Here is an 18,676-nt window from a genome sequence, read left to right on the forward strand (position 1 = left end):
CGACGTCCGGCTACCGCGCAACGCGCGTTTCGGGGTCAGCTAGGCAGGCTTGGTCGACGAGTCCAGACCTTGAGCGCGGTGATCACGCAGACGGTCACCGACAACACTAGCCATAGCCACAGTGACGTGTCGATCCCGATGATCGAGCGCTCGAAAGTCCCGCACGTCGACGTTCCGCTGACGGGAGCGTCTGCGCACCATCCGCCGCGGATCACCGGGGCGAAGAACACCGCCACGGCGATGATCCCCGCAATGCCGAGCCACAGCACAGGGCCCCTGCGCGAACCGCTCCTGGTCATCGCCTCAGCCAACCAGATGACCGCGCGCTTGAGGAAGATCTGTACTTTCGGCGAGCGACACCACCAACCTGGACCGGTACCTCATCGCCAAGAAACCGCCGACGCCGACGCCGACCTCATCCGTGCAAAGGGCCGCGGAATCGCGCACACCCGCCCGGCCTTCGCGTATGTGTTCCGTCGACGGTAGAAGTCACGAGCACCACCGGAGTATGTGGGGAGTGGGCCTGGGGTTCGCGCGATCCCCCACTCGTACGGGCTTTGCCCGGATGGGATCGCGTACGGCGAGGGGACCAATGGGCTGGCCACCCCGGCGATGTCTCGCTCCTGGGTCGCCTGCGGACCGGCGAGAACCACCGGCCCGCAGGCTGCGAGCGGAATGGCGACGGCGAGCGCGGCAACAACCAGGGTCGTGCGCCCGATCATGCGACGGGCCATTCGCGCGGCGCCTCTCAGCGACGGATCTCACCGACCAGCACCGGCGCCGCGGTCGGGATGCGCGGCCATGCCCACGACGCGCGCAGGATGAACGCGAGCAGCAGCAACTCGACGCCGATCGAGAGGACGTAGAACGGCGCCCACTCCCAGTTCTCCCCGACTGCGTTGAAGACCGTGACGGGGATGTACAGCGCAGCCACCACGAGGTTCGTGATCCGGTTCGCCTGAGCGGGGAGCACCACCGACAGTGTGATCATCAGCGACGGCACCGCGAGCAGCGCGAGGAACGCGGTCATCAGGGGCGGGCTGATCTCGAACTCGAACACGAGCCCGGCCTGGATGTCGTCGAGGATCCCGGGCCGGTACAGGTGGTAATAGTCGACGTATATGTAGAGGAACATGAGGCTCGTCCATGCGGCGGCGAGCTTCGCTTGCACGGGCATCGCCGCGGTGGCGAGCGGAGCGTGGAGCTTCGGAATGGTCATCGGTCCTTCTTTCTTCGGGTGATCCGTCCGCCGAAGTGGCGGCACATCTGGGTGCGCGCGAGCACAGGGCGGCCCGACCGCCCGAGCGACGGCAGGTATGGGTCCGCCCGAGTCGCGGCTCGTCAGACGGCGACCACGACCTTCCCACGGGTGTGGCCGGTGCCGACGTGGGCGAGGGCCTCGGCTACAGCGTCGAGGGGGTAGGTGCGGTCGATGGCGGGCGCGACCTGTCCGGTCGCGAGCAGGTCGGCGAGCGCGAGCAGGTCCCGACGCTTGCCGACAGACGTGAACGGCCTCAGCCGCTGCCGGATGAACCCCGACTGCGCACGCGCCTTCGCGATCCGCACCACGGGCCCAAGCCAGCGTCCACCGCGCCCGCTGTTGGGGATCAACACGCCGGTCGGCGCGAGCGCGCCGCGCACATCGGCCAGCGGCCGCGCCTCCACGTTGTCCAAGATCACGTCGTAGCGGCTCCCGGCGCGGGTGAAGTCGGTCGCTGTGTAGTCGATGACGTAGTCGGCGCCGAGCATCCGGACCATCTCGATGTTGCCGGTTCGGCACACGCCAGTCACCTCGGCGCCGAGTACCTTCGCGATCTGCACGGCGAACGAGCCGACACCGCCCGAGGCGCCGGTGACCAGCACCGTCTGACCTGGCCGTACCTTCGCGATGTCGCGCACGGTCATGACGAAGTAGTCGCCAGGATGCACCGAAGCGGCGCCCACCCGCACGAGCACTTCAGCGCGCCCGGGCTCCGGCACTGCGACATCGATCGTCTCGAGCACCGAGGGCGGCCCGTAGCGGTGCTGCACCGCTGCCCGCATCGTCATGGTCGTGTTCGTCGTCATGGCTCGAGCATCGCCGTCGCGGCGCGCCACGTCATCGGCCGAGAGGCCTGCATCCCCTCGGCCGAAAGTACGGTTCGCAGTCCATGCCGACGACGGATGCCGCGAGCCGCCCGCCCCGGAGAGCATCGAGACATGTCGCAGCACACGAACGCCACCCGCCCGTCCACCGCGCACCCCACGGCCCGCGCGAAGACGGGGTGGCCGGTGATCGCGGGATTGCTGCTGCTGAGCGTGCTGCCGGTGATCGGCGGCGCGCTTCGCCTGGGCGAGGTGAGCGCCGACCCCGCGAGCGCCCCGAGCGGGATCGCGGCGGTGGCGATCGTCACGCACATCGTGGCGATGACGGTGTTCTGTCTGCTCGGCGCGTTCCAGTTCTCTCCGGCGCTGCGAACCCGACGCCGCTGGCACCGCACGGCCGGCCGCACCCTGATCCCGGCCGGGTTCCTCGCGGCGGCATCCGCGATCTGGTTGGCGGTCTTCTTCGGCGGGCCGCCCGATGAGTTCGCGTTCGCGATGGTCCGGCTCGTCTTCGCCGCGGCGATGTCGGTATTCCTCGTGGAGGCGGTCATCGCGATCCGGCGACGAAACTTCACTGCGCACGGAGCCTGGATGACACGCGCGTACGCGCTCGCCGTCACCGGCGGAACTCAAGCACTCGTCTCCATTTTGTGGGCGATCCCGTTCGGCGAGCCCGACGCCGTCGGCGAGACGTGGGTCGTCGCGGCGGGCTTCGTGATCAACTCCGTCGTGGCCGAGGTGCTGATCCGGCGACGTGCCGCTCGGCGGATGCCCCGCGTGCCCGCCCACGCGACTCCGTGAGCATCCGATCGTGCGCTTGTATCCTGACCCGGTGACCGGGCTCTGGCGTTCCGCGTGGACTGCGCCCAGCGCCGTGCCCTCACCGCCGCGCCGGGTCTGGCGGGACTGGCTGCTGCTCGGCCTCATCACGTCCACAGCGGTGGTCGAGGCCCTCTTCCGCACCGACCTCGCACACCCGCTGCCCGCGGTCATCGCGCTGCTCGCGGTGGCGCCGACGGTGCTGTGGCGGCGCACCCAGCCGCTGCTCATGCTCGTGATCGTGATGGTGCCGATCGACCTGCTGCTGCCCGACTCGGCCCTGTACGCGAGCCTGTTCGTCGTGGTCATGGTGTACGCCCTGTTCCGGTGGGGATCGGGACGCGACCTCATGATCGGCTCGGCCGTGATGCTCGTCAGTCTCGCCCTCACGTTCAGCCGGGGTGGCGGCGTCGACGAGCTGGTCGGCGGCTTCGCACTGCTGCTTGCGGCGGTGCTGCTGGGCGTCGCGCTGCGCAACCGGGCGGCGTCGAGGGGGCGGCTGCTCGACAGCATCCGCACAAGGGAGCGCGAGCACCTCGCCCGCGATCTGCACGACACCGTCGCCCACCACGTCACGGCCATCGCGATCCGTGCGCAGGCGGGCCTGGCGGTGGCCGCGCACGACCCGAACGCCGCACGCGACGCACTCGGCGTGATCGAAGCCGAAGCCGCCAAGACCCTTGGCGAGCTGCGGTCGATGGTGCGGGTGCTACGGCAGGGCGAGACGGCCGAGCTCGCGCCGAGCCCAAGCCTCGGCGACATCGCTCAGCTCGCCGGTACGCGGCCAGGCGGCGCGGCGGTCGCAGTGACGGTCGAAGGCGACGACGGCAGCATCCCGCCGCCGGTGGCCGCCGCGGTATTCCGCATCGCGCAGGAGTCGGTGACCAACGCCCTCCGCCACGCGCGCCAGGTCACCCGCGTCACCGTGCGCGTCGAGGCCGACGAGCAGGGCGTGCGGCTGAGCGCCACGAACGACGGAGACATCGCCACATCGACCACGCCAGGCTTCGGCATCATCGGGATGATGGAACGCGCCGCCTTGCTCGGCGGCACCTGCCATGCGGGCCCTGCGCCGAGTGGCGGCTGGGCCGTCACCGCCGTGCTTCCTCGTGTTGGATGGGCACCATGACCATCCGCGTGCTCATTGCCGACGACCAAGAGCTCGTGCGCACGGGGTTGAGCATGATCCTTCAGGCGCAGCCCGACATCGAAGTCATCGGACAAGCTTCCGACGGCAACGAGGCGGTCGCCCTGGCACGAAGCCTGCGACCAGACGTCTGCCTGTTCGACATCCGGATGCCGGGGCTCGACGGCATCGAGGCGACACGCATGCTCGCAGGCCCCGGCGTCGACGACCCGATGACGGTCGTCATCATCACGACCTTCGACCTCGACGAGTACGTGTTCGCCGCGCTGCGGGCAGGCGCCAAGGGATTCCTGCTCAAGGATGCCGGGGCGGAGCTGCTCGCCCAGGCGATCCGTGCCGCCGCCCGCGGGGACGCCCTGATCGCCCCCAATGTCACGGTGCGGCTGCTCGAGGCCTTCGCCGGAACCGGCCCCGCCAACCCACCGCCGCAACCGGTCGAACCGCTCACCGAACGCGAGGAGCAGGTGCTCGCGACAGTCGCGCGGGGGCTGAGCAACAGCGAGATCGCGAGCGAGCTCTACATCACGCTCAGCACGGTGAAGACGCACGTCGCGAGCCTCATGACCAAGCTCGACGCCCGCAACCGGGTCGAGATCGCCATCTGGGCGCACCAGACAGGGCGGACCCGCGCACGAAGTGACGGCGAGCGGAACTAGCTCCCAATGCCGTTGGAGCCCCGAGGCTCCTGCTCCGGGTGCGCGCCCACCTGAGCTCGCAGCGGAGCGTCAAACGCACACCCTCTTGCAAGTACTCGACGCCGGTCTCTCGTGCAGTGCCGGCATGAGGATCGCAACTGACGGAAGCGGAGCGATGACACGAGCGTCGGAGTCCGTAAGATGCCCTGGTGTCTTCTCGTGGGCAGGACGGGACGCGGGGTCGCGGCATCCTGATCCTCGCCACGGCGGTCTACCTGATCCTCTTGGTATGGGTTGTGCTGTGGAAGCTCGAGCCACCCTGGATCGGTGCCGCCGCAGGCCTGCCGCGGCCGATCAAGCTCGTGCCGTTCGTTCCCAGCGGGAATGCCGGCGCGAGCGCGCCCGCGGAGCTCATCATCAACGCCGTGCTGTTCGTTCCATTCGGGTTGTTCGCCGGAGCATTCGCACCTGCCTGGACATGGTGGAAGACCGGTACTGCGGCATTCGGCGCGAGTCTTGTGCTCGAGACCACCCAGCACATGATCTCGATCGGCAGCTTCGACACCACCGACCTCATCGTCAACACGACCGGCGCCCTCGCCGGCTGGACCATCTTCCTCGCGGTGCGGAACTCCGCGGGTGACCGCACCAGGATCGTGATGACCCGTGTATGCGTCATCGTGAGCACGGTCGCACTGGCCGCAAGCGTCGCGTTCGTGGTGTCACCACTGCACTACGGCCCGCAACATGACGTCGTCGTGGACCGTTCTACCGGCGACGAGGCGGACTGATCGCCACGATCACCGCACACGAATCACCGGGGCACCCGCCGAATGGGATCAAATTCGCCGATCCTGCCCGCCGATCGTCGGTCCGGCTCGCGCACCCCCACTCATCCGTCGTGGCGATGCAGGCAGCGCTCGCAACGGTGCCGCTTCCGCACAAATGCCCGTATGCGGATCGCGTCCGATGTGCCGCGATGAGCAAGAGGGACGCTCGAGCGTTTGACCGCAACGTGACGGTCGAAGCTGTCGGCCGTCGTGTCGAGGATGCCCGATTCGATGTCATGCGCATGACTGAGGATGAGCGCGTCGATCCGCCCTTGCTCTGCGACGACCGTGCGGATGAGGTCTGCAGGACCCTCGCGTGTGGAGAGATCGCAGGAGTAGTCGCAGCCGTCCAGATCGCTGCCCGCGCCCGCGCGGTTGTCGCGGTCGTCGCAGCACGGGTGGGAACCTGTCGCTGGGGCTAGCCTGCTTTCACCGCCGCCCTCCCGTTGAGATGGGATGCGCGGTGTGAATGGAGCAGGCTCCATGATCAGGTGTACGCGCGAGCCCGCCATCGCGCCTCGTGCGCCTCGCGCGTGCGCCTCGCGCGTGCGATACGACTCCTCCGAGAGCCACCGATGCACTCGTTCGACATCCATAGCCGAGGAATACCGGCCGCCAACGCCCAGTTTCAGCCGGCATGACGACGTTCGGAATCATCGGAGCAGGCCACATCGGATCCCAGGTCGCACGCGCACTCACGCGCGCCGGCCACGAGGTGGTGATCGCCAATTCGCGAGAGCCGGAGACGCTCGCGGACCTCATTGAGGAACTCGGGCCGCTCGCACGTGCCGCGACCGCGACGGATGCGGCCGAGGCCGCAGAGGTCGCGGTCGTCGCGGTGCCGATGCGAGCGATCGGCGACGTGCCGGTGGAGCAGCTCGCCGGCAAGGTCGTGCTCGACACGAACAACTACTACTGGGAGCGCGACGGTCACATCCCCGCGCTCGACGCCGGCGAGGCGACCACCTCAGGGCTTCTGCAGGCGCACCTGCCCACCTCCATGGTCGCGAAGGCGTTCAACAACATCTACGCGCACGAGATCACGACGACAGGAGCTCCCGCGGGAACTTCGGGTCGCCGAGCGCTGGGCACGGCATCCGACTTCCCCGAGGCGATCGCGGTGATCACCGAGGTCTACGACGCCCTCGGCTTCGACACCGTCTCGGCGGGTGAGCTTGACGAGTCGTGGCGGCTCGAGCGGGATCGTCCCGGCTACGGAGCCGTCCAGACCGTCGACGAGATGCGCGCGAACCTCGCCGCCGCGAACCGCATCCGCCCCGAAGACGCCACTTGAGCGGGCCTCGACCGACTTCCACGGAGGTCCCGCATCTGCACCGCCGATGGCGCCCATCCCGATCAGTAGTCTGACCGTTGTGAGCGACTACGACATCCTCGAACTCGGCGCACTCGACCGTTGGTACGACTACTACGGCGGCTTCACACCCGACAGGTCTCGCGACGGACGGCGGGTCGTCGACCATGAGATCGACACTCAGTACATCGGGATGACTGCGAACTCCTACGAGCCCGGTGAGGAAGCCGGTTACTGGCACACCCACTCCCACATCGAGGAGCTCTACGTCTTCCTCGCCGGAACCGGCCAGATGGGCCTCGACGACGATGTCGTCGACGTCAGGGCGGGATCGGTCATCCGAGTGGGCCAGGGCGTGTGGCGCACCTGGCGAAGCTTGCCCGATAGCCCCGGCCAGCTGCGCTGGCTCTGCATCCGCGCAGGCGGTGGCCCGATCGCCCACATGCCAGACGACGCCCAGCGAGACGTTGATCGCCCCGCGCCGTGGTGATCCGCGCCAGGCGCGTTCGAACACGGTCGCGCGGCGGTTCGAGCTGTCTGCGGTCGAGCGGAGTCTTTGAGCGCTCGCCCTTCCTGCCGCGAAGAGGGCGCCCCGAGGCGGGAGCGCCCTCTTCGGTGCTGCGCAGGCCGCTACGGGAGCGGGCCGTACAGAGCCGGCGCCGTGCGGGCGTGGGTCGACTGCTCGAATGCGTAGGCGAGGCCGAGCAGGGTGCCCTCCGAGAAGTCGCGGCCGAGCCATTCGAGGTTGACGTTCCCTGAGGCCGCGTTGCCCGCGCCCTGTACCCAGCCCATCGGCACGGTGACGGCCGGGAGCCCGGTGTTGGGGCTCAGGCGCATGTTGGTGCTGATGGTCGAGTACGGGTTGCCGCTCGGGTAGACGATCGTGTCGAGGTCCATCGCGTCCATGATCCCGGTGACCAGCTGCTTGCCGGCGGCGAGCTGGAGAGTGTGGCTTCCGTTCTCGCCCGCCCAGGCCTCGTAGGCCTCGGGGGTGACGGCCGCGCGCTGCCCGTAGGGGCTGTTGGAGCGGCCGGGCACGATGTTGTCCGACTGGCTGATCGCCAGCAGGCTCCGTGCCGCGACATCCGAGTTGAGGTAGGAGTCGATATACGCCTGCAGGTCGTGGTTGAACTCGGGGCCGCTGCCGCTGCCCTCGCTCAGCACGGCGCTCCAGCCGGTCGGCGGGGTCACCTCGACCACGGTGGCGCCCTTGGCCTCGAGGAGGGTCCGCGTCTGCTCCCACAGTGCGAGCGTGCCCGCGTTCGATCCGAACATCGACGTCACGTACCCGATCCGGGCGCCCTCGAGGGAGTCCGCGTCGAGGAACGACGTGTAGGTCGACGGGACCCGCCCGGCCTGAGTGGCGGTGATCGGGTCGCCCGGGTCGACGCCCACGACCGCGTCCAGCGCGACGGCGGCATCCACGACCGACTTGGCCATCGGGCCACCGGTGTCCTGCGACAGCGCGAGCGGCACGATGCCATCGCGGCTGGCGAGGCCCACCGTGGGGCGGACGCCGACCAGCGAATTGTACGTCGAGGGCACACGGATCGAGCCGCCCGTGTCGGTGCCGAAGCCGATCGCGGCGAGGTTCGCCGAGATCGACGCGCCGGTGCCGCCGCTCGAGCCGCCTGAGCTGCGGTTGGTCGCCAGCGGGCTCGCGACGGTCAGCGCGGTGCCCGGCGCCTGGAAGGCCGAGAACTGAGAGGACAGGTTGATCGCGAACTCGTCCATGCTCGCCTTGGCGAGAATGACGGCGCCGTCCGCACGAAGCCCCTCCACCATGGTGGCGTCTGAGGTGGTCTGGTTGAGGTTCCAGCATCCGCAGCCCGCGGTCGTGGGCATGTCGACGGTGTTGTAGTTGTCCTTCAGCGCGATCGGCACGCCCAAGAGCATGCTCGTCATGCCGCTCTCCGCACGGGCCGCGTCGGCGTCAGCGGCCGCGGCCAGCGCGGTCTGCTCCCCGACGGTGATGATCGAGTTGAGCGGGCGCCCCGTGCTCGCGGGGTCCACCGTCACACGGTCGTACGCAGCAATCCGCTCGATGTACTCCTGGGTGATTTCCACGGAGGTCGTCACGCCGGCGTTCATCGCGGCCTGCATGTCGAGGACACTGGCCTCGACGAGCTGGAACGGGCCGTCGTCGTAGATGATGCGCTGCGACAGGTCGGCGAGATCGAGGACGTCGATCGATCCGTCGGCCACGGAGTCGAGGTCGGCGACATCGGCCCAGTCGGCAGCCTCTGAAGTCGCGCCGAACGCGTCCGCGAACACCCCGAGATCCTCGACGGTGACCTGGTCATCGCCGGTGAGGTCGAGCTCGGTGTAGTACGGGGCGAGGAAGGACGCGGCCGCCGTGGGGTCGACGTTCTTGTTGACCCAGCCCTTGTGACGGTTGGCGTCGGCCTTCGAGGCGGCGTGGCGCTTGCCCGGCAGTCCGGTGAGGGCGACTGTCGCATCCGCGGCATCCGTGAGCTCGGTGAGCTCCGAAGTCGAGCTGACCAGCGAGGCGGCAGAGAGCGCGATGTTGGCCGACCCACCGTCGATCACGGTGAACGTGAAGGAGCCGAGCTCGACGTCGCCCGAGAGCCCGGGAGACGTGCCCAAGCGCGTGTCGGCAAGAGTGACGATGCCTGCTTCGGAGGACTCGATCGCGTAGCCGCCGTCGGGTGCCGTCGACGAGTTCGCGTCGAACTTCAGGAGGGCCGGGTCGTACATGAACTCGAGTGAGTAGGCGTAGAGGTCGGTGACGCCCTCGGCGACCGCGGTCACCTCGAGCTTCGTGCCCTCGGTCGCCTTCGCGGCGACATCGAGTGCGATCGTCGCCGTCGGCGGGGCAGCGGTGGCAGCGGGCGCGACGAGCGCCGCGCCGCCGAGCACGGTCGCGGGGGCGAGGAGGAGCGCGAGGGCGCGCGCGGGGCGGCGCCCGACGAGCCCTCGAGGGGTTGCTTCAGACATGCGTGAGCAGTCCTTCCTGGGGAGAAGGGGTGGATCCGGCGTCTGCACGGGCTGTTCAGGCGCGGACTATGCCGGTGAATGAACCGTTCCAGATCCGGATTGCGTCGCGATGTCGGCGTGTTGCGTTCCGATTTCCGCGTCGTCAGTCCGACTCACGGCCCGTCGCGTCGTGCCGCACCCCTTCGATGCCGTCCACGCCTGGCATCTGAACGTCCATCAGTACGACGTCGGCGCCGGAGGCGACGGTCTCTCGTGCGGCCGACGTCCGTCGGATGCCTCGCCGACCATGCGCAGATCTGATTCCGCGTCGATGATCGCCGGCCACCCCGAAGGAGGTGCTGGTCATCGGCGATCGCGGGTCCTGGACTGAGAGATGTGGGACGGAGCGCCCCGGTAGCGCAGGAGCGCTTCATCCTGCGCGTAGCCGCAGAAAATAGCACTCGTCCGCGACGCTGGCAACCCCACCTCGATTTCACGTGGGCACACGGCCGGGGGGCATACGATGGGCGACCGCACGACGAAGGAGACGAGAATGACCGACACCCAGGGAAACTCCGAAGCGACCCAGGCGGCGCGAGACGCGGCCGAGCGAGTGCGCAGGTCTGCCGCCGACGGCGCGGAATCGCTCGGTGCAACAGCGGAGCAGATCGCTGACGACCTCTCGGCCGGCGCGGAATCTGCGAAGGGCGATGTCGCAGGAACCGTGAGCGACATCGGGAACAAGGTGAGCGAGAAGGTCGGCGACGTCGTCGATGGAGCCAAGGGTGCTGCGTCCGATGCGAGGGCCGCCGCCGGAAAAGCCGCGGATGCAGCCGTTGACGCCGCGAAGGCCGCGACCGCGAGCATCAAGGATGCGGTCGACGATGTCGATTTCGACAGCGTCGTCGCCCAGACCAAGACGGTCGCCGGCGAGTGGACGGACAAGCTGAAGCAGACCTATCGCGAGCGTCCCGGCGTCGTGATCGCCGCGGCCGCGGGGGCTCTGGTGGTGCTGGGCGCAATCGTGCGCTCGGTCGGTCGTCGCTGAGTGTCGGGCTCACGTGAACTGATGAGGTCACGTGACCCGGTCGCGCCGTCCACGGCATCCATCGCCATCGGGTAGGCGAGGAGCTCGATCGGTGGCGCGCTCCGCGACTGCGTCTGCTCAGGCCTGCTCGATGGGGAGCCAGAGTTCGCACGTGGCTGTGCTGAAGTCGGGAGCCCGATCGAGGACGGCGACGATCGACGGCCCGGGGCGCAGTCGCCAGGTGTTCGAGGGGAACCAGTCGGTGGCGGTGGCCGCCCACGCGTCCTGCAGGGCCGCGGGGTAATCGCCGGTGACCCGGAAGACAGCCCATGCGCCCGCCGGCACGTCGATCACGTCCAGGTCGGCGGGCACAGGCGCGCCGAGCTCGACGGCGACGCCATGCAGGTAGGTGAGTTCGCTGCCTTCGGCATAGTCCGGATCGACGTCGGCGCTGACCTGCAGCAACCCCGCCGGCTCGGTGCTGCTCAGGCTCTTCAGCCGTTCGTGCGCGGTGATGGGCAGGGCGGCGATGTGGGCCTGGATGTGCGGGTTGGGGCCGCGGTGGATGAGCGGCACGCGGGCAGCGTGCCCGATGAGCCGGAATGCGGGGCGGTCGGCGATGCGGGTGTCCATGGGGGTGTTCCCTTCGACGGTCAGTCGGAACCTGAGCTGCGGTTGTGATCGAAGGGGACCGCCATCACGGCGCACGTCGCTGGGCCCTGCGCCATGAACTGAACGGAACGCTCGAGCGAAGGCCTCCGTCGAGCCGTACCGATAGCGGGTAGCGATGTCGAGCAGACTGTCGTCCTGCCGCAGATCGGCGGCGGCGACGGTCATCCGCCGCCGCCGGATGTACTCCGACAGCGGCATCCCGGCCAGTGACGAGAACATCCGCCGCACGTGGTACTCGGTCGTGCCGAGGCTCTTTGCGAGGCCGTCGATGTCCACATCGTCGGTGAGGTTCTGCTCGACGTGCTCGACGACGCGGTTGAGTATCGCGATCACGGTTCCTCCTTCGCGATCCAGCCTTCCCCTCAACGCAGCCTCGGGCCCGATGATCACGGACCGATCCGATCAGTCAGCCGTGTGCCCAGCCGCTCCACTTCGTCGCCTCGACACGGATGACGGGCCCGTGATGCTCCGCGTGCCGGTACTGCTCGTACTTGTTGTTGAGAGCTTCCCAGGCTCGTTCCCACGACTCGCCGCTCTCGACGATCGAGGCGATCCCGTCGGCTCGGACCCACCACAGCAGGCTCCAGTCCTCGTCGTACCGGTCCCAGCAGAGGGCGACGCGCGGGTTGTCCCGGATGTTCCTCAGACGTCTCAGGTCGAGGGTGCTCTTCGGCTTCTCATCGATGCCGATGATCACGAAGCCATCCGCGACGGCGAACGTGACGGGCACGAGGTGGGGATCGCCCGCCGCAGAGACGGTCGCCAGCCGGCCGACCCGCTCCGCAATCGCCAGGCTTCGCGACTCCTCAGCGGCAAGTCTCACGCAGCCATCATGCCTCAGCGTCCGGCGGAGTCGTACATGGGCTCGTTGCGCGCCGGCTGGCGAAGACGATTCCGACGATCCTGGCGTCGCTCGCACTGTTCCCGTAGCCGGAACGAGTCAGAGTTCGGTGGCGAACGTCGCGGCGAGCACGCAGAGTTCGTCGATCCGGCGGTCACGCGCGGCATCCCGGTCGAAGCCCTCGTAGGCGAGCGGCGGAAGTCTCCGCACGTTTGCCGAGCACGTAGGCGGCTGCAGCACCCGACGCGCGGGGCCGCCGCATCTCAGTGGATCGTCTCGCCGCGCGCGAGCATGGCGACGTACTGGGCGACGCGTGCCGCGCGCGTCTCCGGGCGCTTGAGGCTGCCCACGCGGAACGCCATCGCGAAGCGGTTCTGCGCCGATTGCGCGGCGAACGCGGCGGCGATCGCCGGGTCGGCATCCAGTGCCGCCTGAAGCTCGGGAGGGAGTTCCCCGTCACGCTGGCGATACGCGGCATCCCACCGCCCGTCCGCCTTCGCGCGATCGACCTCGCGGAGGCCGGCAGGTCGCATCCGGCCCTCCTCGATCAGACGGGCGACGTGCTCGATGTTGATCTTCGACCACACCCCGCGCGGCCGGCGCGGGGTGAAGACCTGCAGGAAGTAATCCGCATCGAGCGACAGCTTCTGCCCGTCGATCCAGCCGAAGCACAGCGCCACGTCAAGGGCTTGGGCGTAGGTGATGCCAGGCTTGCCCGACGCCGTCTTGCGAAGTCGCAGCCGCACTCCGTCGGGTCCGGGATCCGACTCCAGCCAGCGCTCCCATTCCTCGACGGTGTCGATATGGAGCTCAGGCTTGGCGGAGGCGGCGACCATCCTCGCACCGTAGACCTACCCACCGACAACTTCCATGAGAGCGACTGTCGATACGACGTCCAGGTCGGCTGCGCCGCCCGAGTCACGTCGTCGAGGGCTGTTCGATCAGCGCGAGCTGCGTGCCGTCGGGGTCGATCAGATACCCGGCTCTCAGACCCCACTCCTGCAGGCGAACAGGGTGGAGTCGCGGCATCCCGACAGTCCGCTCCGCGACCCCGGAGCGTTCGACGGCCGCGTAGAGCTCGTCCACGTCGGCGACACGGAGCGAGCACATGAAGCTGCTGGTTGCCGGGTCGAGCTCCGGGTGAGGAAAGAACTCCAGCTGAAGCCCGCCACGAGTCAGGATCATCCAGCCTTCGTCGCGGAACACGCGCTCGAATCCGAAACCTCCGTAGAACCTCTCGGTGCGGTCGAAGTCGCGGGAGGGGAGGTGGGGAACGGCCCGATCGAGACCGGTGGTCGCCTGCATGGGTCAATGGTGCCAGGACGACGCCCACCGCCTGCAAGACTGGCGCGATGACGATGGTTCGCATTGCGCGAGTGAGCGTTCGGATTCTTCTCGGCGGATTCCTCGTCTTCACGGGGCTCAGCCACCTCTTCTGGGCGCGGCGAGGCTTCCAGATCGCCGTTCCCGACTGGGCGCCCCGCGCGACCGGCCTCGACAAGGATGCGATCGTCGTGTCCTCGGGAGTCGTGGAGATCATGCTCGGCGGCGCACTGGTCGCGCTTCCGCGTGAGCGTCGCACCGTCGGGGCGCTGACCGCGGCCTTCTTCGTCGCCGTCTTCCCGGGGAACGTCCATCACTGGCGCACCGGACGCTCGGCGCCGCTGCTGCGCACCGACCGCGCCCGATTCATCCGGCTGTTCCTCCAGCCGGTCCTGATCGCGTGGGCGCTGTGGAGCGCAGGCCCGTGGCGGCACCCGGCATCGGAGCGTGCGCACGGATAGAGTGCCGGGCATGAGGATGCGCGTGGTCACTGCAGGTATTGCCGGCCGGCGTTGAGCGTCGCTGCCATCGCCGCCGTCACGGCGCTCGTCGCCGGAGGGATCACGGTGGGGCTGATCGCCCTGCTCCACGTGCTCGAGCCCGAGTACGACCCGTCGTGGCGGATGATCAGCGAGTATTCGCTCGGGCGGCACGGGTGGGTCATGCGCGTCGCCTTCGTCACGATGGCCATCGGCCCTGCCGCGACATGCATCGCGTTGTGGCCGTTCGGCGGCGCGTGGACCTTGGGTCTGGTCGTTGTGGCCGTGGGCGCGTTCGGTGCCGCGTTCATCGACGCCGATCCGATCATGACCTCGCGTGCCGAGGCGACGCGCGTGGGCAGGGTGCACACGGTGATGGGCGGGCTGTGTCTCGCCGGCTTCCCACCGGCTGCGCTGCTCGCGGGGGTGGGGGTTGCGCCGGCGCTCGGCTGGCTGCTTGCGATCGCGTCTGTCGTTCCCTTCGCCACCCTGGTGTGGTTCCTCCGCGCCGCTGCCCCCGCCCACGGGCAGGGCGGCTCGCCGGAGATCCGGATCGGCTGGCCGGACAGATTCTGCCTGCTCGCCTACCTGGCGTGGGTGGTGCTCGCCACGATCAGCGCGCTGCGCGTCGTGTGACCGGGAAGCGACGCGCCATCGGCGGGTGACGTGCTCTCAGAGCGCGGGCCGGTCCAGCCGGTTCGACACCGCGGAACCCGCGAGCACACCGAGTGCGATCGCGAGCATCGTCGACAGTGTGGCCAGCAGCGAGGCGGCCGCGGCCGAGTCCTGCTCCAGCAGGGAGGTGACGCCGATGAGACCGAGGGCTCCGGGCACGAGCAGCCAGTAGCCGGCCGTGAAGGTCACGAGGGCGGCCGGCCCGGTGGGCTGGCGGGCGACCAGCGCGGTCACCGGCGTGAGCACCAGCGCCCCGATGAACGCCGACAGCACGCCGCCGACGAGCTGATCGCTCAGCACCTGAACGGCATAGGCGACGTACAGCACCAGCAGCATCCACGGGAGCGCGCGTCGGGGCGCGCTCGAGTGCACCGAGATCCCGACGCCCAGCACCGCGACCGCGATCCACGGTGCGAGGGGGCCGAGCGCCGTGCCCTCGATGTCGATGTCGACGTCGGGGATCCCGACCACCACGGCGGCCGTCGCGATGCCGGCGCCCAGCAGCAGCAGTCGCGTCGCGCCGCCGGCGAGCCGCCCCGCGCCCGAGATGAGGTTGCCCGTGGCGAGCTCGAGCATCGCCGTCGTGAGCAGCGTGCCGGGCAGCAGCAGCACCAGGGGCGCCAAGAGGGCGGGGAGGATGCCGTAGCCCAGCCCCGCGCGCAGCAGGAGGAACACCACCACCGCGACGCCGAACGACAGCGCCACCGTGTTGAGGGCGCCGTAGCGGCGCGGCATCCGCTCGGCCACGAGCATGGTGGTGCCGGCGACCAGGCCGAGGCCCGCGGCGAGCAGCACGCCGCTCCACGACGCGCCGAGCAGCACCGACAGCGCACCGCTGAGCAAGCCGTACGCCACCACCCGCGGCACCGGCCCGTACACCGGCGGCATCTCGCGGATGCGGGCGATCTTCTCGACCACCGACCGGGGGCTCAGAACCCCCTTGCGCGCGGCATCCACCGTGCGCTGCAGTTCATCGATCTGCGACAGCAGCAGCCGGATGTCATCGCTGACGACCGCGCCGGTCTGATGCTGCCCCTGCCCACGCGCCGACACCAGCAGGGCGCTGGGGAAGACGAGGGCCTCTGTCTCGGGCAGGCCGTTCACCCGCGCGATATCCGAGATGGCGTTCTGCACCGTCTCGACCGAGTAGCCCGCCTGCGTCATCGCCCGACCGATCGCCTCGGCGGCGGCGAGCGTCAGCTGCGCATCCGGCTGGTCGGCCGGGGAGATGGGCACGCTGCCGGTGAACGTCGCCTCGCGGGCATCGACGACGACGTCACGCGCACCCCGGGGACTGAGGACAAGCAGCACGATCGCCGCGACGGCGATCACACCGGCCGCGAGGAGCATCGAAAGAAGAGCGGTGTCCATGATCGTCTCGGGTAGTGCGAGTCTGGCACGTGCCCGTGGCGTATGCGCGCAGCCGGGCGGAGTCGGCTCCGCTGCCGGTGGCTCACGGGACGGGAGCAAGCGCCCCGGCCGCCCAGGAGGCGGCACGGGGCGCTGCGATCGGTTCGTCAGCCTCCGACGAGGGTCATCACGAGCCGCACGGAGAGGGCGAAGACGGCGACGAGTCCGACGATCCCCAGGAGGTTCTGCCACCAGCGGTTCTTCATGTCGCCCATCAGCCGGGAGCGGTTGGCCATCACGATGATGAGGATCGCGAGAACCGGGGCGATCAGGACGGTGAGCGCCTGCGCGACGATGATGAGCTGGATGGGCGAGCCCTGGAAGATCAGCGTGACCGCGACTCCGAAGGCCAGGATCGCGCCGCTGATGATCTTGGCGGCCGGGGAGCTGGACGAGGCCCCGCGTCCGAGTCCGTCGGAGAGCATCGTGCCGCCCGCGGTGGCGTTGGCGATCATCGAGGAGAACGCTGCGCCGAAGAATCCGAGCGCGAAGATGGTCGATCCGATCGGCCCTGCGAGGGGCTCGAAGATGCCGGCGAGAGCGGCGATCGTGGGAGCGGACTGCCCGGTCTGACCGAGGACGGATGCGGCGACCACGAGGACCAGGGCCGTCATGATCCCGGGCGCGATGATGCCGGGGATGGTGTCGACGACGGTCACGTCGCGGTAGTCCGCCTCGGTGCGCCCGCGCTCCTTGGTGCCGTAGGAGGTATAGAACGCGGCGTTGATCGAGAAGTTCGTGCCGACGAGAGCGACGATGAGCAGCCAGGAGCCGTCGGGAACCGTGGGGAGCAGGCCGCTTCCGGCCGCGGCCCAGTCGGGGTTGGCGACGAAGGCGCTGACGATGAACGCGACGGCCATGAGCCCGACGATGACGACGAGGAGCTTCTCGATGACCCGGTAGACGTTGCGCAGCAGCAGGAGGGTTGCGACGGCGACAGTGCAGATCACCGTCCACATCACGGGGTTCCCGCCGAAGAGCAGCGAGAGGCCGAGTCCGGATCCGACGGCGTTCCCGACGGAGAAGCAGAGGGTGATGAGGAACACGCCGACGCCGGCGACGACGCCGACCCAGGTGCCGAGGTGGTCCTTGATCGAGGCGATGAGCGAAACGGGGGACTTGATCCCGAGCCGGACGCTCATGTCGGTGAGGAAGATCATCAGGATCGTCGAGACGACGATCACCCAGATGAGCGCGTACTGGAACGAGCTTCCTGCCTGAACAGCTGTGGTGAGGTTGCCGGGGCCGAACTGCCAGGCGCCCGCGACGAACGCCGGGCCGATGAGGGCGAGCTGCTGCCAGAAGCTGCGGCGGCGCTTGTGCGAATCGACGATGGACTTCATGGTCTCTGTCGAGACTCGACCATAGCCGGTACCGGGGGTGGTGGAGGTGTGACGGGTTGTTTGAGCCATGGTTCTGCTCCTTCATTGGAGAGTTGTCAGGTCTTCTTCGACGTGATGCTCGGGGCGGCCGGGTGGGCCGGATGCCGGAGGGGTGCGGTTCGCACCGCACCCCTCACGGGTCAGACGGAGACGGCGACCTTGCCGAGTCCGGCTGAGGCGAACGCGGCGGCGATCTCCGCGTCGGCGCCGTCGGTGAGCGGCAGCAGCGGGGTTCGCACGGTCGCGTGGTCGAGGATGCCGCGGTGCACCAGGCCCCACTTCAGTGCGACGGTGCCCTCCATGTGCGAACCGCGGTGGTACACGTTCTTGGTCACCGGCAGCAGTCGCTCGTGGATGGCGTGCGCCGCCTCGTAGTCGCGCGCCTTGCCCGCGGCGATGAGCTCGACGAGCGCCTCGGGGGCGATGTTGCCGTACCCGACGAGCAGTCCGTCGACGTCGAACATGGTGGGCAGCAGGTACTCGTCGTGGCACGACAGGATCTGCAGCTCCGGGTATGCGGCACGCAGCGCCGGGATCTCGGTGTACCAGCGCCGCATGTTGCGGACGCCGTTCTTGGTGGCGAACACGCCCTCCTGGCCGGCGATCTCGAGCTGGGTGTCCAGGTTGTAGGACGCCTTCGTGTTGTCGGGGTACTGGAACAGGATGAGCGGCAGCCCGGACTCGTCGTAGATGTCGCGGTAGCGGGTCTGCGGAGCGCCGTCCTGGTAGCCGAAGCGCAGCCAGCCGTGCGACGGGTAGACCAGCCCGGCTGCGGCACCGGCGGCGACGGCGGCCTTCGCCTCGAGGGCGGCGGTCTTGTTGCCCTCCTTCGTGATGCCGGCGATGACGGGAACGCGTCCGTCGGTCGAGGCGACGAAGGCGCGGATGACCTCGGCCTGCTCGTCGTCGGTGAGGAACGTTCCCTCGCCGGCGTGACCCAGGACGACCAGGCTCTTCACGCCGTCGATCGAGCCGAGCCAGGAGCCCAGGCGCTGGATGGCGTCGAAGTCGACATCGCCGTCTTCGGTGAAGGGGGTGACGGGGGCGGGGTTCAGGCCGCGAAGGTCGAGAGTCATGATTTCTCCTCTGGTTGGGGCTCGGC

Annotated in this window: 21 protein-coding genes; 10 read left to right on the forward strand and 11 right to left on the reverse strand. The window is 69.1% G+C overall.

Features of this window, described 5'->3' with window-relative positions; translation table 11 throughout:
* Window positions 1-69: 69 nt before the first annotated feature.
* Window positions 70-486 carry a hypothetical protein gene (locus HQM25_RS00600; protein ID WP_172988439.1) on the forward strand — a complete coding sequence of 139 codons (417 nt, stop codon included), beginning with the start codon at window positions 70-72 and terminating at the stop codon, window positions 484-486.
* Window positions 487-748: 262 nt separating this feature from the next.
* Here HQM25_RS00600 and HQM25_RS00605 read toward each other — a convergent pair whose 3' ends face one another.
* Window positions 749-1,219, reverse strand: coding sequence for a DUF6326 family protein (locus HQM25_RS00605; RefSeq protein WP_172988440.1), 471 nt, complete (start codon window positions 1,217-1,219; stop codon window positions 749-751).
* Between the two features lie 122 nt (window positions 1,220-1,341).
* A complete protein-coding gene (locus HQM25_RS00610) occupies window positions 1,342-2,211 on the reverse strand; it encodes an NAD(P)-dependent alcohol dehydrogenase (RefSeq protein ID WP_254359457.1) in 870 nt (289 codons plus the stop codon).
* Between HQM25_RS00610 and HQM25_RS00615 the strand changes: the two genes are divergently transcribed.
* The 4 genes from HQM25_RS00615 to HQM25_RS00630 all read left to right on the forward strand — a co-directional run bounded on the left by HQM25_RS00615 (window position 2,200) and on the right by HQM25_RS00630 (window position 5,477).
* The gene (locus tag HQM25_RS00615; RefSeq protein WP_172988441.1) at window positions 2,200-2,886 is read left to right on the forward strand and encodes a DUF2306 domain-containing protein; all 687 of its coding nucleotides are present in this window, start codon (window positions 2,200-2,202) and stop codon (window positions 2,884-2,886) included. The genes HQM25_RS00610 and HQM25_RS00615 overlap by 12 nt on opposite strands.
* A 31-nt stretch (window positions 2,887-2,917) precedes the next feature.
* Window positions 2,918-4,033 (forward strand): sensor histidine kinase, encoded by a 1,116-nt coding sequence (locus HQM25_RS00620; RefSeq protein ID WP_172988442.1) that lies wholly within the window; start codon window positions 2,918-2,920, stop codon window positions 4,031-4,033.
* Window positions 4,030-4,707 (forward strand): response regulator, encoded by a 678-nt coding sequence (locus HQM25_RS00625; RefSeq protein WP_172988443.1) that lies wholly within the window; start codon window positions 4,030-4,032, stop codon window positions 4,705-4,707. Before HQM25_RS00620 ends, HQM25_RS00625 begins: the two co-directional genes overlap by 4 nt.
* A gap of 188 nt (window positions 4,708-4,895) precedes the next feature.
* Complete coding sequence (locus HQM25_RS00630; RefSeq protein ID WP_254359458.1) at window positions 4,896-5,477, forward strand: VanZ family protein; 582 nt, start codon at window positions 4,896-4,898, stop codon at window positions 5,475-5,477.
* Between the two features lie 101 nt (window positions 5,478-5,578).
* On the opposite strand, the gene HQM25_RS17660 is transcribed toward HQM25_RS00630, so the two are convergent.
* On the reverse strand, window positions 5,579-6,112 hold the full coding sequence (locus HQM25_RS17660; RefSeq protein ID WP_254359460.1) for a hypothetical protein: 534 nt from the start codon (window positions 6,110-6,112) through the stop codon (window positions 5,579-5,581).
* Window positions 6,113-6,153: 41 nt separating this feature from the next.
* Between HQM25_RS17660 and HQM25_RS00640 the strand changes: the two genes are divergently transcribed.
* Window positions 6,154-6,810 (forward strand): NADPH-dependent F420 reductase, encoded by a 657-nt coding sequence (locus HQM25_RS00640; RefSeq protein ID WP_172988444.1) that lies wholly within the window; start codon window positions 6,154-6,156, stop codon window positions 6,808-6,810.
* 79 nt (window positions 6,811-6,889) lie between these two features.
* Complete coding sequence (locus HQM25_RS00645) at window positions 6,890-7,318, forward strand: cupin domain-containing protein (RefSeq protein ID WP_172988445.1); 429 nt, start codon at window positions 6,890-6,892, stop codon at window positions 7,316-7,318.
* A 140-nt stretch (window positions 7,319-7,458) separates the two neighbouring features.
* Here the strand turns inward: HQM25_RS00645 and HQM25_RS00650 are convergent, their stop codons facing one another.
* Window positions 7,459-9,786 (reverse strand): amidase family protein, encoded by a 2,328-nt coding sequence (locus HQM25_RS00650; protein WP_172988446.1) that lies wholly within the window; start codon window positions 9,784-9,786, stop codon window positions 7,459-7,461.
* Between the two features lie 532 nt (window positions 9,787-10,318).
* On the opposite strand from HQM25_RS00650, the gene HQM25_RS00655 reads away from it, so the two are divergent.
* On the forward strand, window positions 10,319-10,813 hold the full coding sequence (locus tag HQM25_RS00655; protein ID WP_172988447.1) for a hypothetical protein: 495 nt from the start codon (window positions 10,319-10,321) through the stop codon (window positions 10,811-10,813).
* A gap of 117 nt (window positions 10,814-10,930) precedes the next feature.
* Here the strand turns inward: HQM25_RS00655 and HQM25_RS00660 are convergent, their stop codons facing one another.
* The 4 genes from HQM25_RS00660 to HQM25_RS00675 form a co-directional block, all read right to left on the reverse strand.
* A complete protein-coding gene (locus HQM25_RS00660; RefSeq protein ID WP_172988448.1) occupies window positions 10,931-11,797 on the reverse strand; it encodes an AraC family transcriptional regulator in 867 nt (288 codons plus the stop codon).
* A 73-nt stretch (window positions 11,798-11,870) separates the two neighbouring features.
* Window positions 11,871-12,287: a TIGR03668 family PPOX class F420-dependent oxidoreductase gene (locus tag HQM25_RS00665; RefSeq protein WP_172988449.1), complete on the reverse strand. Its 417-nt coding sequence runs from the start codon at window positions 12,285-12,287 to the stop codon at window positions 11,871-11,873.
* Between the two features lie 281 nt (window positions 12,288-12,568).
* Window positions 12,569-13,141, reverse strand: a complete 573-nt coding sequence (locus HQM25_RS00670) for a YdeI/OmpD-associated family protein (protein ID WP_172988450.1) — start codon at window positions 13,139-13,141, stop codon at window positions 12,569-12,571.
* A gap of 82 nt (window positions 13,142-13,223) precedes the next feature.
* Window positions 13,224-13,610, reverse strand: coding sequence for a bleomycin resistance protein (locus tag HQM25_RS00675; protein ID WP_172988451.1), 387 nt, complete (start codon window positions 13,608-13,610; stop codon window positions 13,224-13,226).
* Window positions 13,611-13,663: 53 nt separating this feature from the next.
* Here HQM25_RS00675 and HQM25_RS00680 point away from each other — a divergent pair, with 53 nt between their 5' ends.
* Window positions 13,664-14,089 carry a DoxX family protein gene (locus HQM25_RS00680; RefSeq protein WP_172991427.1) on the forward strand — a complete coding sequence of 142 codons (426 nt, stop codon included), beginning with the start codon at window positions 13,664-13,666 and terminating at the stop codon, window positions 14,087-14,089.
* A 51-nt stretch (window positions 14,090-14,140) separates the two neighbouring features.
* Complete coding sequence (locus tag HQM25_RS00685) at window positions 14,141-14,743, forward strand: DUF998 domain-containing protein (protein ID WP_172988452.1); 603 nt, start codon at window positions 14,141-14,143, stop codon at window positions 14,741-14,743.
* Between the two features lie 36 nt (window positions 14,744-14,779).
* Here HQM25_RS00685 and HQM25_RS00690 read toward each other — a convergent pair whose 3' ends face one another.
* The 3 genes from HQM25_RS00690 to HQM25_RS00700 form a co-directional block, all read right to left on the reverse strand.
* The gene (locus tag HQM25_RS00690; RefSeq protein ID WP_172988453.1) at window positions 14,780-16,153 is read right to left on the reverse strand and encodes a threonine/serine ThrE exporter family protein; all 1,374 of its coding nucleotides are present in this window, start codon (window positions 16,151-16,153) and stop codon (window positions 14,780-14,782) included.
* Window positions 16,154-16,299: 146 nt separating this feature from the next.
* Window positions 16,300-17,535 carry an Nramp family divalent metal transporter gene (locus tag HQM25_RS00695; RefSeq protein WP_172988454.1) on the reverse strand — a complete coding sequence of 412 codons (1,236 nt, stop codon included), beginning with the start codon at window positions 17,533-17,535 and terminating at the stop codon, window positions 16,300-16,302.
* A 179-nt stretch (window positions 17,536-17,714) separates the two neighbouring features.
* Window positions 17,715-18,650 (reverse strand): dihydrodipicolinate synthase family protein, encoded by a 936-nt coding sequence (locus tag HQM25_RS00700; protein ID WP_172988455.1) that lies wholly within the window; start codon window positions 18,648-18,650, stop codon window positions 17,715-17,717.
* Window positions 18,651-18,676: the final 26 nt, after the last annotated feature.

Source organism: Microbacterium hominis, assembly GCF_013282805.1.
GTDB lineage: Bacteria > Actinomycetota > Actinomycetes > Actinomycetales > Microbacteriaceae > Microbacterium > Microbacterium hominis_B.

Bases quoted from the DNA above. Each gene is read 5' to 3' on its own strand.
- HQM25_RS00605 (WP_172988440.1), bottom strand. From the start codon at position 1,219: ATGACCATTCCGAAGCTCCACGCTCCGCTCGCCACCGCGGCGATGCCC.
- HQM25_RS00615 (WP_172988441.1), top strand. From the start codon at position 2,200: ATGTCGCAGCACACGAACGCCACCCGCCCGTCCACCGCGCACCCCACG.
- HQM25_RS00625 (WP_172988443.1), top strand. From the start codon at position 4,030: ATGACCATCCGCGTGCTCATTGCCGACGACCAAGAGCTCGTGCGCACG.
- HQM25_RS17660 (WP_254359460.1), bottom strand. From the start codon at position 6,112: ATGGATGTCGAACGAGTGCATCGGTGGCTCTCGGAGGAGTCGTATCGC.
- HQM25_RS00640 (WP_172988444.1), top strand. From the start codon at position 6,154: ATGACGACGTTCGGAATCATCGGAGCAGGCCACATCGGATCCCAGGTC.
- HQM25_RS00650 (WP_172988446.1), bottom strand. From the start codon at position 9,786: ATGTCTGAAGCAACCCCTCGAGGGCTCGTCGGGCGCCGCCCCGCGCGC.
- HQM25_RS00655 (WP_172988447.1), top strand. From the start codon at position 10,319: ATGACCGACACCCAGGGAAACTCCGAAGCGACCCAGGCGGCGCGAGAC.
- HQM25_RS00670 (WP_172988450.1), bottom strand. From the start codon at position 13,141: ATGGTCGCCGCCTCCGCCAAGCCTGAGCTCCATATCGACACCGTCGAG.
- HQM25_RS00675 (WP_172988451.1), bottom strand. From the start codon at position 13,610: ATGCAGGCGACCACCGGTCTCGATCGGGCCGTTCCCCACCTCCCCTCC.
- HQM25_RS00680 (WP_172991427.1), top strand. From the start codon at position 13,664: ATGGTTCGCATTGCGCGAGTGAGCGTTCGGATTCTTCTCGGCGGATTC.
- HQM25_RS00690 (WP_172988453.1), bottom strand. From the start codon at position 16,153: ATGGACACCGCTCTTCTTTCGATGCTCCTCGCGGCCGGTGTGATCGCC.
- HQM25_RS00695 (WP_172988454.1), bottom strand. From the start codon at position 17,535: ATGAAGTCCATCGTCGATTCGCACAAGCGCCGCCGCAGCTTCTGGCAG.
- HQM25_RS00700 (WP_172988455.1), bottom strand. From the start codon at position 18,650: ATGACTCTCGACCTTCGCGGCCTGAACCCCGCCCCCGTCACCCCCTTC.